The sequence below is a fragment of the Hymenobacter ruricola genome (assembly GCF_015694525.1).
Lineage (GTDB): Bacteria > Bacteroidota > Bacteroidia > Cytophagales > Hymenobacteraceae > Hymenobacter > Hymenobacter ruricola.
Genome location: NZ_JADQDM010000018.1, coordinates 1 through 14,915 on the forward strand (window position 1 = coordinate 1; position 14,915 = coordinate 14,915).

Sequence of the window (14,915 nt, forward strand, 5' to 3'; positions counted from 1 at the left end):
CGTCATGCAGAGCGTCAGCGAAGCATCTTTACCGCAACAGTAACTCCTTTTAATTGGATTACTACAGCGGTAAAGATGCTTCGCTGACGCTCTGCATGACGTTCTGCGAAACCTTATGCGGCGGCCCTAGTGGCCGCCGCCGTACGACGGCTTGTCGAGCTCCGGCTTGTCGAGGTTGCGGTTGGGGTGGCGCAGGCCAGCGTCGATGGCCTCCTGCTCCAGGCGGGCCTGGGTGGCCTCGTCGAGGTCGTTTACCGGCAGGTCGCCGGTGCCTTTGGGCAGGCCTTCGCCGGCAGGGGCGCCGTGGTTTTCGCCGGATTGCTGGTTGGTGTTATTGCTTTTGTAGGGCATGGTGACGGAAGTTAGAATGTGGAAAATGGAAGGATTCTTACTTCGGCTCCGGGCAGCCGGGCCTTATTGGTCGATGGCCGAGTCGGAGGCGTTGGGGTCGTTGAGTTCGGCGTTGGTATCGGTGCCGGTGATGGGCGGAATGGGGCGGGGCTCCATCTGGCCCATGCCCACGCGGGAGTTGGGGTTCAACATCTCGTCCACGCCGGGGCGCCGGTCGTGGGCGTCGAGCTCGTCCACGGGGCGGCCCGAGGGGATGATGGAATCGAGGCCGTCATCGTCGGGCAGGTCCTGGTTTTCGCGGCCGGCGCGGCCTTCGTCGTTCGAGCGAATGTTGTCGGGCGGCGGGGCCATGGAGTCGGCGGTTTCGTTCACGCCTAGCGCGGTTTCGCCGCCGGCCGTATCGGAGCCGTATCCTTCCTTGCCTTCGCGGTTGCCGAAGCCGCCGCGGGCCGCCTCGTTCTTGGGCGGGTCGGCGTTGGGGATGTGGTGGCCGGCCTCCATCTCTTCGTTGGTGGTGTCGTCGTTGATGACGCGGATGGGGCGGTTGTTGGGGTCAATGGCCATTATGTTGAGGGGATGAGGGTACGAGGAAGAGGGTAGCAGAGCGGAAGCAGCGTAGAAGAAGGTGTACTTTGGTTCAGCCTTTTGGGTTGCCCCGGCTCCGCCGCTCCCGTCTCCCCATCTCCCTGCCTTCCCTTCTCCCTCTCAGCATCATGTGGACTGAAACTGACAACAGCCTGCGCCGCAGCTTCCGCTTTGCCGATTTCAAAACGGCTTTTGCCTTCCTCACCGAGGTGGCCGCCGAGGCCGAGCGCCTCGACCATCACCCCTGGTTCAGCAACGAGTACAACGCGGTGGAATTTCGCCTGCGCACCCACGACGCCGGCAACACCGTGACCAAGCGCGACCACCGCCTAGCCGCGGCAATCGACGCCGTGGCGGCGCGCTACACTTTTCGCTAAGGGCAGTGCGTGAGGCAGCAGTCTCTGAGTAGAAATACCTTTAACTGGTGCCGAGCAGTCCGACCAGCACCATACCGACAGTTAGAAGCCCTGCTAGTGCCAACGCCCAATAACTCCTCGTCTGGTCAAGCTCCTGAATGAACAGGAAGCGCTTTGGGTTATTGGCGTCATAACGCAACAAGGCATATGAATCATCAAAAAACTCGACCTTGTCAGCAAAGAGCATTGTACGGGTATCAAAGAACCATTCTGTGCTCACGCTCTCTCCTTCGATAACCGAACCGGTCAGCGTTGTGAAACGGACTTTAGGAATTAAATAAGTGCCGTTGCGACCGCGGGAAACCTTTCGCTGACTAACAATGACGCCTTCTTGTTCTATTCCATTTCGCAGAAGCGTTGAGGCTAGTTTGATTTCATCAAACACGGCGTACGCGACGCTGCCGGGCAAGCATGCAACCAGAAACGCCAGCCAAGTCATTATTTTATAGTTTATCAAGCACTAGCAAAGAGAAGGATGCATACAATCATCTTTCTCGGCCACAAGATACTGTTGCAATAATGCGGCCGTGCAGATACGAAGTTTATTCGCTCTCATGCCAAAGCTTTGAGTCACGGTATTGGCTTAGCCAACCCGCTACCTTTGCGCCATGCCCAACACGGTTCTGTACCTCGTGCCCACGCCCATCGGCAATCTGGAAGACATCACCCTGCGGGCCATCCGCGTGCTGGGCGAGGTGGGCACGGTGCTCTGCGAAGACACCCGCACCAGCGGCCGCCTGATGCAGCACCTGGGCCTGAAAAAGCCGCTCCTCTCCTACCACCTGCACAACGAGCACCAGCAGGTGCCGCGCCTGCTGGCCCGGCTGGAGCAGGGCGAAACCATGGCGCTGGTATCGGATGCCGGCACGCCCGGAATTTCCGACCCCGGGTTTCTGTTGGTGCGCGAGTGCCTGGCGCGCGGCCTGGGCGTGGAATGCCTGCCGGGCCCCACGGCGTTTGTGCCGGCGCTGCTGAAATCCGGTTTCGGGGCCGAGCGGTTTACGTTTGAAGGGTTTTTGCCAGTGAAAAAGGGCCGGCAGACGCGCCTGCAACAGCTCGCTTCGGAAACCCGCACCATGATTTTTTACGAGTCGCCGCACCGCATCGTGAAAACGTTGGGCCAGTTGGCCGAGGTGCTGGGGGCCGAGCGGCCGGCGTCAGTCAGCCGCGAATTGACGAAATTGTTTGAAGAAACCGTGACCGGCACGCTGGCCAGCCTGGAGGCTGATTTCGCGGCCCGTCCTAGCATTAAAGGAGAAATTGTCGTTGTCGTCGAAGGAAATACTGCCCCGCTCGCCCGCGAGCCCCGCCCCGGCCGCGAAGACCGAACCCGCCGCCCCGACGACGATGCCGATGACGACCTCGACGGCGGGGACTAGCGCCCTGTTTCGCCTGCGCACCCCGGTGCTGGGCGCCCTGCTGCTGAGCAGCGGCTGGACGCCGTGGCCCACGGCCTGGCTGGTGCCGCTGCTGCTCATTGCCTGGGTGCCCTACCTCGTGCTGGAGCGCAAGCTCACGCTGGAAGGCGCCCGCAAAGGCCGCGTGTTTGCCAGTACCTACCTCATGCTGGTGCTCTGGAACGCCCTCACCACCTGGTGGGTTAGCTATGCGCAGCTGGCGGCCGGCATTGCCGCCGTGGTGCTGAATGCGCTGCTCATGTGCCTGCCGCTCATGGCATTCCGCCAAACCAAAAAGCGGCTGGGCAACCGTTGGGGCTACCTCTCGCTGCCCATTTACTGGATTGCCTTCGAGCAACTGCACCTGCACTGGGACCTCACCTGGCCCTGGCTCACGCTGGGCAACGGCTTCGCGGCGGCGCCCGGCTGGGTGCAGTGGTACGAGTACACCGGCTTTTTGGGCGGCAGCGTGTGGGTGTGGGTGGTGAATCTGCTGCTGTTCCAATTCTTGTTGCACTGGCAACACCTGAAGGCGCAGCAGCCCGATAATTCGCTGGCGGTAAGCCATTTTCAAGTTGGAAACCGGTTTCGCTGGGCATATTGGGCATGGTTGGCCATTCTGGCGCCAACGGCTCTTTCCCTGGCCATTGGCAAGAACTACCAGGAAAAAGGCGCGACGACCGAAGTCATCGTGGTGCAACCTAACCTCGACCCCTACGTGGAGAAGTTTGAGGGCGGCCCTCAGTTTGTGCCCTACGACGAGCAGCTGACGCGCCTGATGAACTTGTCGGAACAGAAAATGACCCCCGAAACCAAGCTCATCCTGTGGCCCGAAACCGCCCTGGAAGAAACCTATTGGGAAAACACGATGGAAAGCCACCCCAAAATCCGGCGCGTGCGCGCCTGGCTGGCGCGACATCCCGGCGTGGCCCTGCTCACGGGCATCACCACCGTCAACTCCTACCCCAGCCAGGAAGCCGCCAGCGCCACCGCCCGCCACCGCGACGACGTGGGCTACTACGACATCTTTAATGCCGCCGCCTACTTCGCCGATGCCAGTGCGCCCGTGGCCATCTACCACAAGTCGCGGCTGGTGCCGGGCGTGGAGAAAATTCCGCCCATCCTCAGCAGCGTGCTCAAAAACATTGACTTGGGCGGCTTTGTGGGCTCGTACGGTAGTCAGGCCGAGCGCACAGTATATGCCGCGCCGGCCAACGCCCCGGCCCTGCGCGTGGCCCCCATCATCTGTTATGAGTCCATTTATGGGGATTTTGTGGGCGAGTACGCCCACAACGGCGCCACACTGCTGGGCCTCGTCACCAACGATGCGTGGTGGCACGACTCGCCCGGCTACCGGCAGCTGCTGAGCTACGGCCAGCTGCGCTGCATCGAAACCCGGCGCGACCTGGCCCGCTCTGCCAACACCGGCTTCACCGGCTTCATCAACCAGAAAGGCGAAATCACGCAGCGCGAAACGGCCTGGGTGCCCACGGCCAGCCGCGCCACCGTGCACCTGAATACGGAGACAACTTTTTACGTCCGTTTCGGCGAGCTGATTGGGCGCGGGGCGCAGATTGCGGCGGTGCTGTTGTTGGTAGTGGCTATAGTGGTGGGCTGGCGCCGGAAGCAGCCAGCGGTGTAGAGACGCAATACGTTGCGTCTCCTCGTTGAACGCCCTATTAGAACGACCAAAACCGCGCATACTAAACAACATCAGCAACGGGGAGACGCGAAGGGTCGCGTCTCTACATCGTTCTCAAACACCTATGCCCCTCGACTTCACCCAACTCTCCCACGACGTAGCGGCCCTGTGCCGCCGCACCGCCGGGTTCATCCGCCAGGAAGCGGCCACGTTTGACCGCGCCAAAATTGAGCACAAAGGCCTGCACGACCTCGTGAGCTACGTGGACCAGGAAACCGAGCGCCGCCTCGTGGCCGGCCTGCGCGAGCTGCTGCCCCAAGCCGGCTTCATCACCGAAGAAGGCACCGCCGGCCCCGACTCGCAAACCGAAGAATTCACCTGGATAATCGACCCGCTCGACGGCACCACCAACTTCGTGCACGGCCTGCCGGTGTACTCCATCAGCGTGGGTTTGCTGCACGGAACGGAGCTGGCCGTGGGCGTGGTGCACGAGGTGAGCCGCGACGAAAGCTTCCGGGCCGTGCGCGGCGGCGGGGCGTTTTGCAACGACGCGCCCATCCGCGTCACCGACATTACGGACCTGCACAACTCGCTCATTGCCACGGGCTTTCCCTACAAAGACTTCGGCAAGATGGAGCCTTTTCTCCAAATTCTCGGCGCATTCATGAACCGCAGCCACGGCGTACGCCGCCTCGGCTCGGCCGCGGTGGATTTGGCTTACGTGGCCGCCGGGCGCTGCGAAGCCTTTTTTGAATTCAACCTGAACTCCTACGACGTGGCGGCGGGCATTCTGCTGGTGCGCGAGGCCGGCGGCCACGTCACCCAGTTCCTGACGGATGGCGACCCGCTGTTTGGGCGTGAGGTGGTGGCCAGCAACGGGCACCTGCACGCGCAGGTGCAGGCGGTCATCGGCGAGTTCTGGCAGTAGAACAGGAGTTCGTCAGACCGTCATGTCGAGCTGGTCGAGACATCTCGCCGCGGAAAACTGATTACTTACTGCATGCGAGATGTCTCGACCAGCTCGACATGACGTTTAACCCGCAAACTTTTCTCTTCGCAACGTAGTTTTTCCCCCATGCTGCTGGTTCTTACTTCCGTCGAAATTCAGTATTTCCTGATTGCCGCCCTGTTTGCGGCGGCGGCATTCTACGTGGGCCGCATCTTCTGGCGCGCTTTCTTTAGCAAAACGGCGGCGGGCTGCGCCAAGGGCTGCGGCGGCGCCTGCGGGCAAATCGATGTGGAAGCCCTGCAACGCACCATCGAACGCCGGGAAACGCGCCGGTAGCGCCGGCTCCGTTCTATTGCCCCGAGTATAACCCGCCCCCGCCCTGGCTCCATGTAGCCGGAGCGGGGGCGGTGAGTTTTCGGCCCCGCGCATTTTTTGCCATTCTTCCGCCGCCAATGACGGTAGCCCTCAAACCAACAGGACTTAACCAATTAACACATAATATGCTAAATAGGCGAGGGCATTAATGTAATATAATGTTTTTTACCGGCCCACCTTACGACCTTTGAATGCTTCCCTCATTTTCCTCTTTTTATATTTTTTCTCGCTTCATTCTATGCGAAATCTTTTACTGTTCCTGATAACCATTCTGCTGCTGGGCGCCAGCCCCACCTGGGCCATGCGCCCGCTGTCCAGCGTGGTCGTGCCCAGCGGCACCACTACGACCTTCACCGGGGCGCCCAACCGGGGCACCGGGGCCGTGACCACCTACAACAACAACTTTTACCAGAGCATCGAAATCCTAAGCGGCGGCGTGGGCGTGTTCAACGACGGCGAGAACGTGGGCGAGCTGATTGTGCGCACGGGCGGCACCGTGCGCTTCGGGGTCAACGGAGAAATCAGCTCAGCCAACCCCAACATCAACTCGTCGGCCACCAACAACCTGACGCTGGAGCCGGGGGCCATTGTGCAGCTGGCCAATCCCAACGGCCTGCCCTTTGCCACGGGCTACTACAACGCCAACAACCCGAACGACAGTTTTGGTAATGGCAACGGCCCTGCCTTACCCTACAACATCACGGGCGTGGACGGGGCGTACTACACCTTCCAGGGTAGCGCCGCCCAAACCACCACTGCGCCGGCCGATGCCGCGCGCGGCGGCGGCACCAGGACCACGGCCAGCGGCATCGCCCTGCCCGGCACGGTAGCCCGGCTCAGCTTCAGCAACAACGGGGGCTTTAACGCTACCGTGACGGTGACCAACAACACCAGCGTCACGCAGGAGCTGCACGTTGTGTCTGGCCGGGTGATAGTGGCTTCGGGGGCCACGCTCAGCACCGTGAGCACCAGTACCAGCACCACCGTTCTCGATTACAACAGCAGCAATGGCGGCGGCAGCGTGGAGGGCCCGGGCACCTTCGCCATCCAGCGCTACATCGACGGCAGCCTCAACAGCGGCACCGGCTACCGCCACCTCGCCGTGCCCCTGACCAACGCCACAGTGGCCAGCTTCGCCAACGGCAGCTTTACGCCCCGGGTGAATGCCGCCTACAACAGCAACCCCACCCTGCCCGCCGCCAGCTTCCCCACCGTGTTTAGCTACGACGAAACCAAGGTGGGCGGTGGCGTGGGCCCCGTGGGCTTCGACCAGGGCTGGCAGTCGCCGGCCGCCCTCACCGACGCCCTTACCCTGGGCCGGGGCTACACCGTGAACATGCCTCCCACCTCCGCCACCGGAGCCACGCTCACCTTCGTGGGCACGCCCAGCAACCAGGGCGCCCAGTTTAACAGCCTGGGCCATACCACCGCCAACGGCGGCTACCACCTGCTGGGCAATCCCTTTGGCGCCCCCCTCGACTGGAACAACGTGGTGAGCAGCGGCACCTTCTACGGCGGCCTGGCTACCGCTCTCTACGTGTTTAAGAGCAACGGCCAGTATGCCGGCAGCTACACCACCTACGTGCCAGCCGCCCCCAGTAACACCGGCACCAACGTCGTGCCGATGGGCCAGGCGTTCTTCGTTTATAACCCCACCGTGGGCAGCCAGGGCCGCGTTACATTCATCCCCAGCCAAACCATCACCAGCTACAGCGCGGCCGTGGCGGGCACCCCCGTGCAGCGCTCTGCCGCCGAAACCCGCACCTACCTCCGCCTGGCGTTGCAGGATGCCGCCGCCCACGCCCACGAAACGCTGGTGTATTTCGACCCGGCGGCTACCCCCGGCTTCGACCGGCAGTATGATGCCACCTACCTGGCCGGGGCCGGCCAGCCCGTGTCCGTCAGTACCGAGCAGGGCGGCCAGTCCTACGCCGTCAACGCCCTGCCCACTCTGGGTGCCGCCGACGTAACCGTGCCCCTGCGGCTGGCGGCCGCCACGGCCGGTACTTATACGCTGCAAGTGGCCGCGCTGGAAAACCTGCCGGCCGGCACCCACGCCTACCTGCTCGACGCTGCCACCGGCCAGCGCCAGGACCTGGCCACCACGCCCACCGCCAGCGTAACGCTGGCGGCCAACGCCCCGCTCACCAGTCGCTACAGCCTGCTCTTCAGCACCAGCGGCGCCCTGGCTACCGCCCCCGCCGCGCTGGCCCGGCTGGCCATGCTCTACCCCAACCCCGCGCACGGCACGACGGCCCTATTGCTGCCGGCCGCCCTGCGCGCCGGCCAGCCCACGCCGGTAGCTATCCTCAACGCCCTTGGCCAGGTGGTGCGCACCGCCACCGCTACCGCCGACGAGTTGGCCCTGCCCCTGGATGGGCTGGCGGCCGGCCTCTACACCGTGCAAGCCCGCACGGCGGCGGGCACCGTTTCGCGCCGCCTCACCGTAGAATAGGGTAAGCCCGGGTTACTGGTTTTTCGCATCCTGCATTTTCCTTACCCGTGCGTACAACCCGCCCCCGTCCCGGCTCCGTATAGCCGGGGCGGGGGCGTTGGTTTTAGCGCCGCCCGCTCTTCCTTTTATTACCCCAAACACCCCCTCCGCCATGCAGGACAAAGAAGAAGAACGGTCGCTTGTCAACGTTGAAAACAAACTGACCAAGGACGGCTTCACCCAGGATTTCAACGTCGTGGATGGCCGCCTGCAAACCATCGGCAACGACTCGAACAAGAGCTACGGCCCCGACGAAGTCACCATCGTAGACTTCTACCGCTTCGAGGGCGAAAGCAACCCCGACGACATGTCCATCCTCTACGCCATTGAGGCCAACGACGGCGTGCGCGGCACCATTTCCTCGGCTTACGGCGTGTACGCCGACTCCGACACCGACGAGTTTCTCAAGCAAGTAGAAGACCTGGGCAAGAACCTGATGAAGGGACACAAGTAAGACACCTGTGTCCGTTTGCAAAAGAACGTCATGCTGAGCTTGCCGAAGCATCTCTACCGCACAACTAATTCTAGTTAGTGTTGTAGTAGAGATGCTTCGACAAGCTTAGAATGACGTTCTTTTTTAACCTATTCGCCGTTCAGCCCCACACCTTGGTGCCTTCCGAGCAGTTGCGGCACATCTCAATCTGGTCGCGGCCTTTAAGGAGGCTGCTGCGGAAGCGCTGGTACTTGGGGCCGCGCCAGAGCTGGGCGAAGGTTTCGGTTTTGAGGTCGCCCTGGCGGTATTCGGCGTCTTTGTCGAAGCAGCAGGGCACCACCAGGCCGTCCCAGGTGATGACGCAGGAGTGCCACATTTTCCAGCAGTGGTTGACGAGCTTGTTTTTCAGGCTCCAGGTGCCGTTGGCGTTGTTCTGGTAGCGCGAATAGTAATCAATGGTCGGGATGAGCGGAGAGCCGTGCTCATGGTCGTAAATCTGGGCGGTTTTGAACCACACATCGTCCACACCCAGCGCGGTGGCCAGCTGTTTGGCGTCGTCAATCTGGTGCTCGTTGGGCCGCACCACCAGGAACTGAAAGATGATGCGCGGCGTGTCCGAGTTCAGCTCTTTGCGCCACTTCACCACGTTGCGGGTGCCTTCGAGCACTTTCTCCAGCTTGCCGCCCACGCGGTACTGCTGGTACACGTCCTGCGTGGTGCCATCGAGGGAAATGATAAGGCGGTCGAGGCCGCTTTCCACGGTTTTGCGGGCGTTCTGGTCGTTGAGGTAGTGGGCGTTGGTGCTGGTGGCGGTGTAAATGCCTTTATCGGCCGCATACTTCACCAGCTCCAGAAACTGCGGGTGCAGGTAGGGCTCGCCCTGAAAGTAGAAAATGAGGTACCACAGGCGGCTGGCCACTTCGTCGATGGTGCGCTTGAACAAGTCGCCCTGCAGCATGCCCGTGGGCCGCGTGAAAGAGCGCAGGCCGCTGGGGCACTCGGGGCAGCGCAGGTTGCAGCTGGTGGTGGGCTCGAAGCTCAGGGCCATGGGCAGGCCGCGCAGGCGGGCCTTGCCGGTGAGCTTGCTCAGGATGTAGGACCCCACGATTTGGGCCGTGTTCCAGACCCGCAGCGGCGTGGCTTTCGAGAGAATGTTGAGGCCGTCGGTGAGCGTGGACATGAAAGCGGGATAAAGCAGCAGCGCGAACTTTGTAGTTCGCGTCCCCGCGCCGGCCAATGGCATCGTGCGGGGACGCGAACTACAAAGTTCGCGCTACTTAAGTTACGGCTCGGTGCGGCTACTTCTTTGTGGCCGGAAGTTCGATGGCGCTGGTGTAGGTGCTGGCCTTGCCGAACGACTGGTTGATTTCGTCGATGGCGGCGCGGCTGCTCAGGCGCTTGGGCTTGGTGTTGAGGAAGGTGCCGTCTTCGCCCACCAGCATGTAGGTGGGCACTTCCTGCAGGGCATATTCCTTGGCAATTGCCGAGCGCAGGCCGCCGCCGGGCACGCGCACTTGCACGCCGGGCAGTTTTTTCACGGTCACCAGCGACTTCCAGGCCTGCTCGTTCTCGTCCAGCGCGATGTTGATGAAGGCAATGTTCTTGCCCTCAAACTTGCGCATCAGCTCCTGGGCGTAGGCCAGGTCGCGCAGGCAGAGGCCGTTGGTGCTTTTCCAGAAGTTGAGGTACACCAGCTTGCCGGCAAAATCGTGCAGGTGCACCGTGTCGCCGGTGGCGGTGGCCAGCTTGAAATCGGGCGCGGGCGCGCCGATGGCAAACTCCTTGTGCCGGTCGAAATCGGTTTGCAGCGTGGGGAAATACTGGTTCTTGGGGTCGTAGTTGCGGAAATCGGCCAGCATGGCGGCCGACTGCTTCACGTGCCCGAACCGGAACGACTCCTGCAGGATGCGGCCCAGAATGATGGCGCGCGTGGGGCCGGTGAGCTTCTTGCTGGCCAGGGCGTAGGAGGCCGGATAGAAATCCGGGTCGGTGCGCTGGTGCTTGTCCTGGGCCACGGCGAAGTGCACGTAGTTGAGCAGGAATTCGTGGTACAGCTCGCTTTGGGCGGCGTTGGGGTCGTTCAGCAGGCCGGGCTCGCGCAGGAAATTGTAGTAGTCGGGCGCCATTTTCAGCCGGCCTTCGGTGTTCACCACCTGCTCGCGCAGGTCCTGGAAGGTGAGCTTGTCGTTGGCGTAGGCGTAAACGACCTCGGCGTGGGCGTAGTTATAGAAGTCCTGCGTGAACGACTGCTTGGCGGCGTGGTCTTCCAGAAACTCGAACTCGTGCTTGCGGCGGTACTCCAGGAAGGACAGGAAGGGCGCTTCGTAAAGCTGAATGTTGTCGGGCAGCACCTGGAAGCCGTCGTTTTCCACAAACTGGGCGTCGGCTTCCACCAGGTAGTTGTTGGCGTTGGCGCCCTGCTGGCGGTGGCGCTGCTCGTCGGTCAGGTTCGAGCCGTTGCGCAGCTTGGTGGCCAGGCCCGTAGGCACGTCGTTGGCCTTGAAGCGCAGCGTGCCCGACATGTCGTTGCCTTTGAAACGGGCCTCAATGTCGGTGCCGGGGTCGAGGTAGAGCGGGGCCACGTCGTCGCCGTACACCAGGTCGGCCTTGGTGGGCCCGTTCACCGGCACGGCCAGCCGGAATTCGCCCTTGTCGCCGATTTTGGCGCGAAACAGCTTGTCCTTGGGGTCGAGCGGGTTTTCGCGCAGCGAAATGGACACTGAGTCGGTGGTGGGGCCGCTGATGCGGCCCGTGAGCGTGGCCGTGCCCCCAGCCGTGGTCTCGGCCGGGGCTTTGCGGGCCGCGGCGCCCACCACGGTGGTAGTGGTACGCCCCTGCCCGTGGCCCAGCAGCGGCCCCAGCAACAGCGCCGCGCCCAGCAACCGACGCGCGTATAGAGTGAGAGAGGACATCATATCACGAAATGACCAGCGACCAACAAGCGCCGGCAATTGCCAAAAATCGACTAAACAACAAAAGGCTTTTAGCGCCGTTACCTATAGTTTCGCGGTAAAAGCATATCAGCACTCCGAAGATACGGCGTTTTGATTTATAAAATCCAAATCCTGCGACAGTTTTTTTGAGCGCCTCTGCCGCCCCCTACTCGACGGAGCCCGTTCCGGCCCGAGGGCACTGACTGATACTCAGCGTGCTTTTTGGCTAGCCGAATAGGCCATTGAGCACTTCGTCGAGGCGGCTCACGGCTTGCACTTTCAACCCAAACCTGGCTAAGTCCAACCCTTTGCCGTTGAACTGAGACACGTACATTTCGCGGAATCCCAGCTTTTCGGCTTCGGCCAGGCGCTGGTCGAGGCGCGAGACAGCGCGGATTTCGCCGCTCAGCCCGACTTCCGCGGCCAGGCACACGTTGCCGGGAATGGGCAGGTCGTTCAGCGACGACACCACGGCGGCGCACACGGCCATGTCGAGGGCGGGGTCGTCGAGGCGCAGGCCGCCGGCGATGTTCAGGAACACGTCGTGCTGACCCAGGCGCAGGCCGGCGCGCTTCTCGAGCACGGCCAGCAGCATTTGCAGGCGCTTGGCGTCGAAGCCGGTGCTGCTGCGCTGCGGGGTGCCGTAGGCGGTGGGCGAAACGAGGGCCTGCACCTCCACCAGCAGCGGGCGGTTGCCCTCCAGGGTGGCCCCGATGGCCATGCCGCTCAGGCTTTCGCCGCGTTGCGAGAGCAGGATTTCGCTCGGGTTGCTCACCTGGCGCAGGCCGTCGCCCTGCATCTCGTAAATACCCAGCTCCGAGGTGCTGCCGAAGCGGTTTTTGGTGGTGCGCAGGATGCGGTAGCTCAGGTGCCGGTCGCCTTCGAACTGCAGCACGGTGTCTACCATGTGCTCCAGGATTTTGGGGCCCGCAATGCTGCCGTCCTTCGTGATGTGGCCGATGAGCAGCACGGGCGTGCTGGTTTCCTTGGCAAATTTCAGGAACTCCGCCGTGCACTCGCGCACCTGGCTCACGCTGCCGGCGCCGCTTTCCACCAGCGTGGAGTGCATGGTCTGGATGGAGTCGATGACGAGGATGTTGGGCTGCACCTGGTCAATCTGGCGGAAGATGTTCTGGGTGTTGGTTTCGGTGAGGATGTAGCAGCCCGACTGCTGGCCGGCGGCCATGCGCTCGGCCCGCATCTTGATTTGGGCTTCGCTTTCCTCACCGCTCACGTAGAGCACCTTCATATTCTTCAGGCTAAGGGCAATCTGGAGCATGAGGGTGCTCTTGCCGATGCCCGGCTCGCCGCCGATGAGGATGATGGAACCCGGCACGATGCCGCCGCCGAGCACGCGGTTCAACTCGCCGTCGGGGGTGATGATGCGGGGCTCGTCTTCGACCAGGATGTCGCCGAGTTGGACGGACTTGGCGGCTTTGGCCAGGTTGCCGCCGGGCACGGTGCTGGCGGGCTTCCACTGGCCGGTGGTGCTGGCCACGGTTTCTTTCTGGACGACTTCTTCGACGTAGGTGTTCCACTCGCCGCAGGCCGGGCAGCGGCCTATCCATTTGGCCGACTGCGCGCCGCAGTTCTGGCAAAAAAATACGGTTCTAGCTTTGGCCATGAAAGAGTTATTTTCGGGAAATTTAGATACTTAATTACAAGGCCGCCGGAACCGAAAAAGTTGCCTCAAACCGGAAGCATTTCCCCTTCTGACCCATCTGCTGAAAGGCGCAAGGTACAACCTCGCGCCGCCGGCACCGGGTCAACATTACGCCCGTCGTCGGGTTGCTAGCTCATGGTCGAAATCCCCCCCCTCACCGCCGCCGACTTGGCCACCGTCACCGCCTTCGCCGGCCTGCCCGACGCCACCCTGGACTGGCTGCTGGCCCACGGCACCGGCCGCACTGCCGCCCACGGCGAAACCCTGTTCGAGCCCGGCGCCCCGGCCGAGCTGATGGTGGCCGTCATCCGAGGCGGCATCCAGTTCTACGCCGCGAAGGGAGCTCAGCGCGACCCCATTTTCCGCGTCGAGGCCGGGCAGGTGACGGGCGTGCTGCCCTACTCGCGGCTGCGCATCATCAACAACCAGGGCACGGCTGTGGGCGACACGTGGCTCTACGCCCTGCACCGTAACCAGTTTCCGGCCCTGGAGCAGGCCAGCCCCGAGCTCACCCAGCGCCTGGTGGGCGTGATGAACGACCGCAGCCGCGACCAGGTGCGCAACCAAGAGCGCGACGACAAGCTGCGTGCCCTGGGCAAGCTCTCGGCTGGCCTCGCCCACGAGCTCAACAACCCCGCCGCTGCCATTGCCCGCGCCGCCCAGGCCCTGGCCAAACAGGCCACCACCAAACCGAAACTGCTCCAGGAGCTGATAGCGCAATGCCCGGACCCGAGTGCCCTGTTTGCGTTTGCGGCGCTGGCGGTGCCGGTGGCCGCCACGGCCGAAGCGCCCCCGCTGCACCTCTCGCCCATGCAGCAATCGCAGCGCGAAGACGAGCTGGCCGACTGGCTCACGGACCAAGGCGTGGCCGACGCGTACCGCATCGCGCCGGGGCTGGTCGAAACCGGTTTGACGGAGCAAACCCTGGGCGCTGCGGCCGAGGTGCTGCCGCCCGCCGCCCGGCCGGCCGCCTTTGCTTGGCTGGAGTGCCAGCAGTCGACACTGCGCCTGATTCACGACGTGCAGGAAGCCGGCGCCCGCATCAGCAAGCTGGTGGCCGACGTGAAAACCTACTCGCACATGGACCGCGCCGGCGGCTTCGAGCTGCTTGACCTTACCGCCGGCCTCGACAGCACGCTCAACATGCTGGGCTACCAGCTGCGCGAAAAGAACGTGCGCCTCACCCGCGACTACGCCCCCGACCTGCCCCAGATTCGCGGCCAGGTCAGCAGCCTCAACCAGGTTTGGACCAACCTCATCGACAACGCCCTTGACGCCCTGCCCGCGCAAGGCGGCGAACTCACGCTGCGCACCCGCCGCGAAGGCGATTTCGTGCGCGTGTTTCTCATTGATAACGGTTCAGGCATCCCGGCGGACGTGCTGCCGCATATTTTTGAGCCGTTTTACACCACCAAGCAAGCCGGCTCCGGCTCTGGCCTGGGGCTCGATATCGCGCAGCGCATCATCCGGCAGCACGACGGGCGGCTGGAAGTTGATTCCAAGCCGGGGCGTACCGAGTTTTGCGCCTGGCTGCCGGTGGCCGCGCCGTTGGCATAATTTAAAACACAATCCTTTGAACGTCATGCAGAGCGCAGCGAAGCATCTCTACCGCGAAGAGTAAATAATTGTTATTGCGGTAGAGATGCTTCGCTGCGCTCTGCATGACGTTCTCTCTCA

At 62.8% G+C, this 14,915-nt stretch carries 14 protein-coding genes; 8 read left to right on the forward strand and 6 right to left on the reverse strand.

Annotated features, from left to right (window positions below; translation table 11 throughout):
• Positions 1 to 126: 126 nt before the first annotated feature.
• On the reverse strand, positions 127 to 351 hold the full coding sequence (locus I2H31_RS21560; protein WP_196295131.1) for a hypothetical protein: 225 nt from the start codon (positions 349 to 351) through the stop codon (positions 127 to 129).
• A gap of 63 nt (positions 352 to 414) precedes the next feature.
• Positions 415 to 915 (reverse strand): hypothetical protein, encoded by a 501-nt coding sequence (locus tag I2H31_RS21565; RefSeq protein WP_196295132.1) that lies wholly within the window; start codon positions 913 to 915, stop codon positions 415 to 417.
• A 149-nt stretch (positions 916 to 1,064) separates the two neighbouring features.
• Here I2H31_RS21565 and I2H31_RS21570 point away from each other — a divergent pair, with 149 nt between their 5' ends.
• Positions 1,065 to 1,313: a 4a-hydroxytetrahydrobiopterin dehydratase gene (locus I2H31_RS21570; RefSeq protein ID WP_196295133.1), complete on the forward strand. Its 249-nt coding sequence runs from the start codon at positions 1,065 to 1,067 to the stop codon at positions 1,311 to 1,313.
• Between the two features lie 40 nt (positions 1,314 to 1,353).
• On the opposite strand, the gene I2H31_RS21575 is transcribed toward I2H31_RS21570, so the two are convergent.
• Entirely contained in the window at positions 1,354 to 1,809 is a 456-nt protein-coding gene (locus tag I2H31_RS21575) for a hypothetical protein (RefSeq protein WP_196295134.1), read from the reverse strand.
• A 151-nt stretch (positions 1,810 to 1,960) separates the two neighbouring features.
• Here I2H31_RS21575 and rsmI point away from each other — a divergent pair, with 151 nt between their 5' ends.
• The 6 genes from rsmI to I2H31_RS21605 all read left to right on the forward strand — a co-directional run bounded on the left by rsmI (position 1,961) and on the right by I2H31_RS21605 (position 8,663).
• Positions 1,961 to 2,731 carry a 16S rRNA (cytidine(1402)-2'-O)-methyltransferase gene (rsmI, locus tag I2H31_RS21580; RefSeq protein ID WP_196295135.1) on the forward strand — a complete coding sequence of 257 codons (771 nt, stop codon included), beginning with the start codon at positions 1,961 to 1,963 and terminating at the stop codon, positions 2,729 to 2,731.
• The gene (gene lnt, locus I2H31_RS21585) at positions 2,706 to 4,391 is read left to right on the forward strand and encodes an apolipoprotein N-acyltransferase (RefSeq protein ID WP_196295136.1); all 1,686 of its coding nucleotides are present in this window, start codon (positions 2,706 to 2,708) and stop codon (positions 4,389 to 4,391) included. Before rsmI ends, lnt begins: the two co-directional genes overlap by 26 nt.
• A gap of 124 nt (positions 4,392 to 4,515) precedes the next feature.
• Positions 4,516 to 5,319, forward strand: a complete 804-nt coding sequence (locus tag I2H31_RS21590; RefSeq protein WP_196295137.1) for an inositol monophosphatase family protein — start codon at positions 4,516 to 4,518, stop codon at positions 5,317 to 5,319.
• Positions 5,320 to 5,466: 147 nt separating this feature from the next.
• Positions 5,467 to 5,676, forward strand: a complete 210-nt coding sequence (locus tag I2H31_RS21595) for a hypothetical protein (RefSeq protein ID WP_196295138.1) — start codon at positions 5,467 to 5,469, stop codon at positions 5,674 to 5,676.
• A gap of 277 nt (positions 5,677 to 5,953) precedes the next feature.
• Entirely contained in the window at positions 5,954 to 8,170 is a 2,217-nt protein-coding gene (locus I2H31_RS21600) for a T9SS type A sorting domain-containing protein (RefSeq protein WP_196295139.1), read from the forward strand.
• Positions 8,171 to 8,321: 151 nt separating this feature from the next.
• The gene (locus tag I2H31_RS21605) at positions 8,322 to 8,663 is read left to right on the forward strand and encodes a hypothetical protein (RefSeq protein ID WP_196295140.1); all 342 of its coding nucleotides are present in this window, start codon (positions 8,322 to 8,324) and stop codon (positions 8,661 to 8,663) included.
• 139 nt (positions 8,664 to 8,802) lie between these two features.
• Here the strand turns inward: I2H31_RS21605 and I2H31_RS21610 are convergent, their stop codons facing one another.
• The 3 genes from I2H31_RS21610 to radA form a co-directional block, all read right to left on the reverse strand.
• Positions 8,803 to 9,822 (reverse strand): SPASM domain-containing protein, encoded by a 1,020-nt coding sequence (locus I2H31_RS21610; protein ID WP_196295141.1) that lies wholly within the window; start codon positions 9,820 to 9,822, stop codon positions 8,803 to 8,805.
• Between the two features lie 118 nt (positions 9,823 to 9,940).
• A complete protein-coding gene (locus tag I2H31_RS21615; RefSeq protein ID WP_196295142.1) occupies positions 9,941 to 11,557 on the reverse strand; it encodes a TlpA family protein disulfide reductase in 1,617 nt (538 codons plus the stop codon).
• A gap of 244 nt (positions 11,558 to 11,801) precedes the next feature.
• Positions 11,802 to 13,199, reverse strand: coding sequence for a DNA repair protein RadA (radA, locus tag I2H31_RS21620; protein ID WP_196295143.1), 1,398 nt, complete (start codon positions 13,197 to 13,199; stop codon positions 11,802 to 11,804).
• 174 nt (positions 13,200 to 13,373) lie between these two features.
• On the opposite strand from radA, the gene I2H31_RS21625 reads away from it, so the two are divergent.
• Complete coding sequence (locus tag I2H31_RS21625; protein WP_196295144.1) at positions 13,374 to 14,795, forward strand: ATP-binding protein; 1,422 nt, start codon at positions 13,374 to 13,376, stop codon at positions 14,793 to 14,795.
• The last annotated feature ends 120 nt before the right edge of the window (positions 14,796 to 14,915 follow it).

Coding starts and splice junctions, on each gene's coding strand:
- I2H31_RS21560 (WP_196295131.1), bottom strand. CDS start 351: ATGCCCTACAAAAGCAATAACACCAACCAGCAATCCGGCGAAAACCAC.
- I2H31_RS21565 (WP_196295132.1), bottom strand. CDS start 915: ATGGCCATTGACCCCAACAACCGCCCCATCCGCGTCATCAACGACGAC.
- I2H31_RS21570 (WP_196295133.1), top strand. CDS start 1,065: ATGTGGACTGAAACTGACAACAGCCTGCGCCGCAGCTTCCGCTTTGCC.
- rsmI (WP_196295135.1), top strand. CDS start 1,961: ATGCCCAACACGGTTCTGTACCTCGTGCCCACGCCCATCGGCAATCTG.
- lnt (WP_196295136.1), top strand. CDS start 2,706: ATGACGACCTCGACGGCGGGGACTAGCGCCCTGTTTCGCCTGCGCACC.
- I2H31_RS21590 (WP_196295137.1), top strand. CDS start 4,516: ATGCCCCTCGACTTCACCCAACTCTCCCACGACGTAGCGGCCCTGTGC.
- I2H31_RS21595 (WP_196295138.1), top strand. CDS start 5,467: ATGCTGCTGGTTCTTACTTCCGTCGAAATTCAGTATTTCCTGATTGCC.
- I2H31_RS21600 (WP_196295139.1), top strand. CDS start 5,954: ATGCGAAATCTTTTACTGTTCCTGATAACCATTCTGCTGCTGGGCGCC.
- I2H31_RS21605 (WP_196295140.1), top strand. CDS start 8,322: ATGCAGGACAAAGAAGAAGAACGGTCGCTTGTCAACGTTGAAAACAAA.
- I2H31_RS21610 (WP_196295141.1), bottom strand. CDS start 9,822: ATGTCCACGCTCACCGACGGCCTCAACATTCTCTCGAAAGCCACGCCG.
- I2H31_RS21615 (WP_196295142.1), bottom strand. CDS start 11,557: ATGATGTCCTCTCTCACTCTATACGCGCGTCGGTTGCTGGGCGCGGCG.
- radA (WP_196295143.1), bottom strand. CDS start 13,199: ATGGCCAAAGCTAGAACCGTATTTTTTTGCCAGAACTGCGGCGCGCAG.
- I2H31_RS21625 (WP_196295144.1), top strand. CDS start 13,374: ATGGTCGAAATCCCCCCCCTCACCGCCGCCGACTTGGCCACCGTCACC.